The 4,781-nt window shown below is 67.2% G+C and carries 4 protein-coding genes and 2 pseudogenes; 4 read left to right on the top strand and 2 right to left on the bottom strand.

From position 1 onward, the window contains the following. Positions 1-295: pseudogene (locus WA317_RS19210) on the top strand (ribonuclease D); the annotation flags it as partial. Between the two features lie 26 nt (positions 296-321). On the opposite strand, the gene WA317_RS19205 reads toward WA317_RS19210, so the two are convergent. Beyond that, positions 322-996: a winged helix-turn-helix transcriptional regulator gene (locus WA317_RS19205; RefSeq protein WP_425174544.1), complete on the bottom strand. Its 675-nt coding sequence runs from the start codon at positions 994-996 to the stop codon at positions 322-324. A 138-nt stretch (positions 997-1,134) separates the two neighbouring features. On the opposite strand from WA317_RS19205, the gene WA317_RS19200 reads away from it, so the two are divergent. After that, complete coding sequence (locus WA317_RS19200; RefSeq protein WP_425174545.1) at positions 1,135-1,962, top strand: class I SAM-dependent methyltransferase; 828 nt, start codon at positions 1,135-1,137, stop codon at positions 1,960-1,962. A gap of 37 nt (positions 1,963-1,999) precedes the next feature. Here the strand turns inward: WA317_RS19200 and dxs are convergent, their stop codons facing one another. Then, the gene (gene dxs, locus WA317_RS19195; protein WP_425174543.1) at positions 2,000-3,916 is read right to left on the bottom strand and encodes a 1-deoxy-D-xylulose-5-phosphate synthase; all 1,917 of its coding nucleotides are present in this window, start codon (positions 3,914-3,916) and stop codon (positions 2,000-2,002) included. 196 nt (positions 3,917-4,112) lie between these two features. On the opposite strand from dxs, the gene WA317_RS19190 reads away from it, so the two are divergent. Together WA317_RS19190 and WA317_RS19185 are read left to right on the top strand one after the other, a co-directional pair. After that, positions 4,113-4,559 carry a CBS domain-containing protein gene (locus WA317_RS19190; protein ID WP_425174542.1) on the top strand — a complete coding sequence of 149 codons (447 nt, stop codon included), beginning with the start codon at positions 4,113-4,115 and terminating at the stop codon, positions 4,557-4,559. Between the two features lie 25 nt (positions 4,560-4,584). Beyond that, positions 4,585-4,781: pseudogene (locus tag WA317_RS19185) on the top strand (hypothetical protein); the annotation flags it as partial.

Raw genomic sequence — 4,781 nt, 5'->3', positions numbered from 1 at the left:
GGCTAACGGGCCACCACCCGCGGTGCGGTGGGCCAGGCGGCGGCCCGAGGCGGCTGCGCGGCTCGATGCGGCCCGCTCCGGACTGACGGACTTGTCGCAGCAGTTGTCGGTGCCCACCGAGAACCTGATCTCCCCCGAGTTGGTGCGCCGGCTGTGCTGGGACTGGGAAGACGGCCATAGCGGTGATCCGGAATCGGTGATTGAGGAGTTCCTGCGCGCCGGCGAGGCCCGCGAGTGGCAACGCACACTGGTGGTTCCGGTGCTGGCAGCGGCGTTGCAGCCGCCGGCCGGTTAAAGGCGCGGATCGACGGGTTCGAAACCCTAGCCAAGACGCGGGACGGCAGCGAGCTGAGACTGACCGATCCACGTGGGCACCGCGCGACGCACCTGCGAGGGCGCGTCGATGGACACGGACCCGTCGAGCAGCGCACGCGACCACGACACATCGCCGCGCCAGACCGCGGTGAGTGCGCGCAGCGTGCACGACACTGTTCCGGCCACGTCGTATCCGGGATCGAAGTCGCATACGTCGGCTCGACCGTCGGCAACCACGAGCCACCACGACGTCGCCTTCGGCACGACACGCGACAGGCGGAACGCCAGCACCGTCCGCCGCCGCGGCCACCTGTCGATGGGCACCTTCCGATGGATGTCCCACATCAGCAGGTGCGGGTCGAGGTCGTCGTCGCCGATTTCGGGAATCCATCGCACCCCCCACGCGCCGATCGCCTGGACGACGTCGTGCAATTCCTTCCCGCAAGGCGTCAGTGCATAGGACGTCCGGCCGTCGACCTCGGTTCGTTCGACGAGACCTGCGCGGGTCAGGGTCTGCAGCCGCTTGGACAGCAACGCCGGCGACATCTTGGGTACGCCGCGGCGCAGATCGTTGAAATGGCTACTGCCGTCCAGTAATTCACGCACCACCAGCATTGTCCAGCGTTCGTCGAGCAACTCCATGGCTTTGGCGACCGGACAGAATTGACCGTAGGACGGCATGGTGTGACGGTACATCTCCCCCGAGGCAGAAGCGCTGGTACAGATTCAGAACCACGACCGGTTCACATCTGGCACTGGAATGGCCGCATGGGTGAACGGACGATTGCCGTGCAGCAGAATCCGACCGAGGAGACCGATATGACCACCAATGCCGCCGGCACCGTTGTCTGTGACCTGACCGCCACAGATCGCGCGATCTGGGCAACCGGTAACTATCACACAGTGGCCAGTGACCTGGTTGCGCCGCTTGGGTCGGGGCTGGTGCAGGCCAGCGGCATCGGCCGGGGTGACCGGGTGCTCGATGTGGCCGCCGGAACCGGCAACGCCTCGATCCCGGCCGCAGCGGCCGGAGCCCGCGTGGTCGCCGGTGACCTGACGCCTGAATTATTGGAAGTAGGGCGCGCGGCGGCCGCTGAGCGCGGGGTAGAGCTGGAATGGGTGGAGGCTGATGCCGAGGCCATGCCATTCCCCGACAACGCGTTTGACGCCGTGCTGTCATGTGTCGGCGTGATGTTCGCCCCCCATCATCAACGTGCTGCCGACGAGCTGGTCCGGGTGTGCCGTCCCGGCGGAACCCTCGCGCTGATCAACTGGACACCCGAGGGCTTCGTCGGTCAGATGTTCGCGACAATGAAGCGCTTCGCGCCGGCACCGCCGCCAGGTGCGCAACACCCGCCGCTGTGGGGCAAGGAAGATCATGTCAAGCGCCTGCTGGCAGATCGGGTCGCCGATCTGGCGCTGCAGCGTCGCACGCTGGCCGTCGAGTTGTTCGCCACCGGTGCGGCATTTCGCGACTTCTTCAAGGCCCACTATGGACCGACAATCGCCACTTACCGGAACATCGCGGCCGACGCCGACCGAGTCGCGGCGCTCGACGCCGCGCTGGCCGAACTGGGGAAGCGCTTTCTGGCCACATCGGCGACCATGCACTGGGAGTACCTGCTGATCACCGCACGCAAGCGCTAGCCGGGCACCGGCATGGCGTGGCTTGGCGGCAAAGCCGTCAGTCGAGGCGCTCGCTGATCTCCGTATTCTCGGCGAGGCTGCTGCCCAGCGCTGCGATCCAGCCGGTGATCTGCCGGGAGACGTCCTGCTCAGTCAGGCCGACCTCAGCCAGCACTTCACCACGCGACGCGTGGTCGTAGAACCGCTGCGGCAAGCCCATGTCACGGCATGGCACGTCGATCTCCGCGCGGCGCAGCGCTGCCGACACGGCCGACCCGACGCCGCCGTTGACGCCGTTGTCCTCGACAGTGACGACCAGCTTGTGCCCGACCGCCAGGTCCCGCAGAGCATCCGGCACCGGCAGGATCCAGCGGGGGTCGATGACCGTGACGCCGATGCCCTGGTTGCGCAGCCGCTGCGCCGCCGCCAGCGCCATCGACGCGAACGCCCCGATCGACACCAGCAGCACGTCAGCGGTCAATCCCTGCGCCGGCACCGCCAGCACGTCGACACCACAGCGCCGCTCCACCGCCGAGATATCCTCACCCACATCGCCTTTCGGGAACCGGATTGCCGTGGGGCCGTCGTCGACGTCGAGCGCTTCGCCGAGTTCCTCGCGCAGTCGGGTGGCATCGCGCGGCGCGGCGACCCGCATACCCGGCACGATGCCCAGGATCGACAGATCCCAGATACCGTTATGGCTGGCACCGTCCGGGCCGGTGACACCGGCCCGATCGAGCACCAAGGTCACCGGCAGCTTGTGCAGCGCCACGTCCATCATGATCTGGTCGAACGCCCGGTTGAGGAACGTCGAGTAGATCGCCACCACCGGGTGCAGCCCGCCCATCGCCAGCCCGGCCGCCGACGTCAGCGCGTGCTGCTCGGCGATGCCGACGTCGAACAACCGGTCCGGGAACCGCTGCCCGAACGCCGTCAGACCGGTGGGGCCAGGCATGGCCGCGGTGATCGCGACGACGTCGCGGCGCCTGGCGCCGAAGCCGATCAACGCCGTGGAGAACGCAGCTGTCCAGCCCGGCCCGGGCACCGAGGTGGCCAGCCCGGTGATCGGGTCGATCACTCCGCAGGAATGCATCTGCTCGGCCTCGTCGGCTTCGGCCGGCGGGTAGCCCATGCCCTTGCGGGTCACCACGTGCACGATCACCGGGCCGCCGAAGCGGCGGGCGTTGCGCAGCGCGGTCTCCACCGCGTGTTCGTCGTGGCCGTCGACGGGCCCGACGTACTTCAGCCCGAGATCAGTGAACATCAGCTGCGGGGACAGCGCGTCCTTGAACCCCGCTTTGAGGCTGTGCAGAAAGTGGTAGGACGGCTCACCGATGACCGGCGTGCTGCGCAATGCGCTGCGGACCTTCTCTAGCAGCTGCTCGTAGCCGGGCTGCAGACGCAGCGTGGCCAGATGGTCGGCGAAACCGCCGAAGGTCGGCGCGTAGCTGCGGCCGTTGTCGTTGACCACGATGATCACCGGGCGGCGGGCGGCGGCGATGTTGTTCAGCGCCTCCCAGCACATGCCGCCGGTGAGGGCGCCATCGCCGACCACCGCCACCACGTGCCGGTTGCGGTGCCCGGTCAGCTCGAACGCCTTGGCCAGGCCGTCGGCGTAGGACAGTGCGGCGCTGGCGTGGCTGGACTCCACCCAGTCGTGTTCGCTCTCGGCGCGGCTCGGGTAACCCGACAGCCCGCCTTTCTTGCGGAGAGTCTCGAACTCGGCGCTGCGTCCGGTCAGCATCTTGTGCACGTAGGCCTGGTGGCCGGTGTCGAAGACGATCGGGTCGTGCGGGGAGTCGAAGACCCGGTGCAGGGCCAGCGTGAGCTCCACTACGCCGAGGTTGGGACCCAGGTGCCCGCCGGTGGCGGCGACCTTGTGAATGAGGAACTGGCGAATTTCGGCGGCGAGCTCGCGCAGCTGCGGTTGAGAAAAGTGCTGCAGATCAGCGGGCCCGCGGATCCGTTCAAGCATCCCGTCAGTCTACGCAGGGCCGGTCGGCCACCCTGCCTGACCGGTCCCCTGCTGACACGTTCGTCTTCGGTGAGCCGGGAAGCCCGGTCGACGTCTTTGGTCAGGAGAGCGGGCCGTGGTGTCACCGTCGGTCGAACCACCACGCCGCACGCGCGATCGATGCTGCTCAGACGACGGGCCATCGTATTGTTAGCGGATGCGCGCGAGAGACATCGTTGAGGAGTTTCCGGTCGTCGACATCGACTCCAGTGCGCTGGATGCAGTCCGCCTGCTTGCCGAGCACCGCCTGACCGGACTCGTGGTCGGCACCGGCACATCCGACAAGCCCTTCGCCGTACTACCGGCCTCTCAGGTCGTCCGATTCATCGTGCCCGGTTACGTGCAGGACGACCCGGGTTTGGCCGGCGTGCTGACCGAATCCATGGCAGACCACGCCACCGACAAGCTCAGTGGCAAAACGATCCGCGATGTGCTGCCCCAGAAACGGCAGCACATTCCCGTAGTCGACGCCGACGACACCATCATCGAGGTGGCCGAAGTCATGGCGCGGCTGCACAGTCCGCTGGTAACCGTCGTCAAAGAAGGCAAGTTGCAAGGGGTGATCACGGCATCGCGCCTGTTGGCCGCGGCCCTGAAGCATTGATCGGGTCTGCCGTGGGGCGGCGCCGATGACGTATTACGCGGTCACGGTGTTCGTAGCCGCCTACGCATTCATCGTCAGCGAGCGCTTCAACAACGCCAAGGTCGCGCTGGTGGGCGCCGGACTCATGGTCGTCCTGCCGGTGATCGACTCCCCCGACGTGTTCTACTCCCAATCCAGCGGAGTCGACTGGGACGTCATCTTTCTCATGCTGGGCATGATGAT

The organism is Mycobacterium sp. (genome assembly GCF_049802695.1).
Classification (GTDB): Bacteria; Actinomycetota; Actinomycetes; order Mycobacteriales; family Mycobacteriaceae; genus Mycobacterium.
This window is presented reverse-complemented; position numbering and strand designations above follow the sequence as displayed.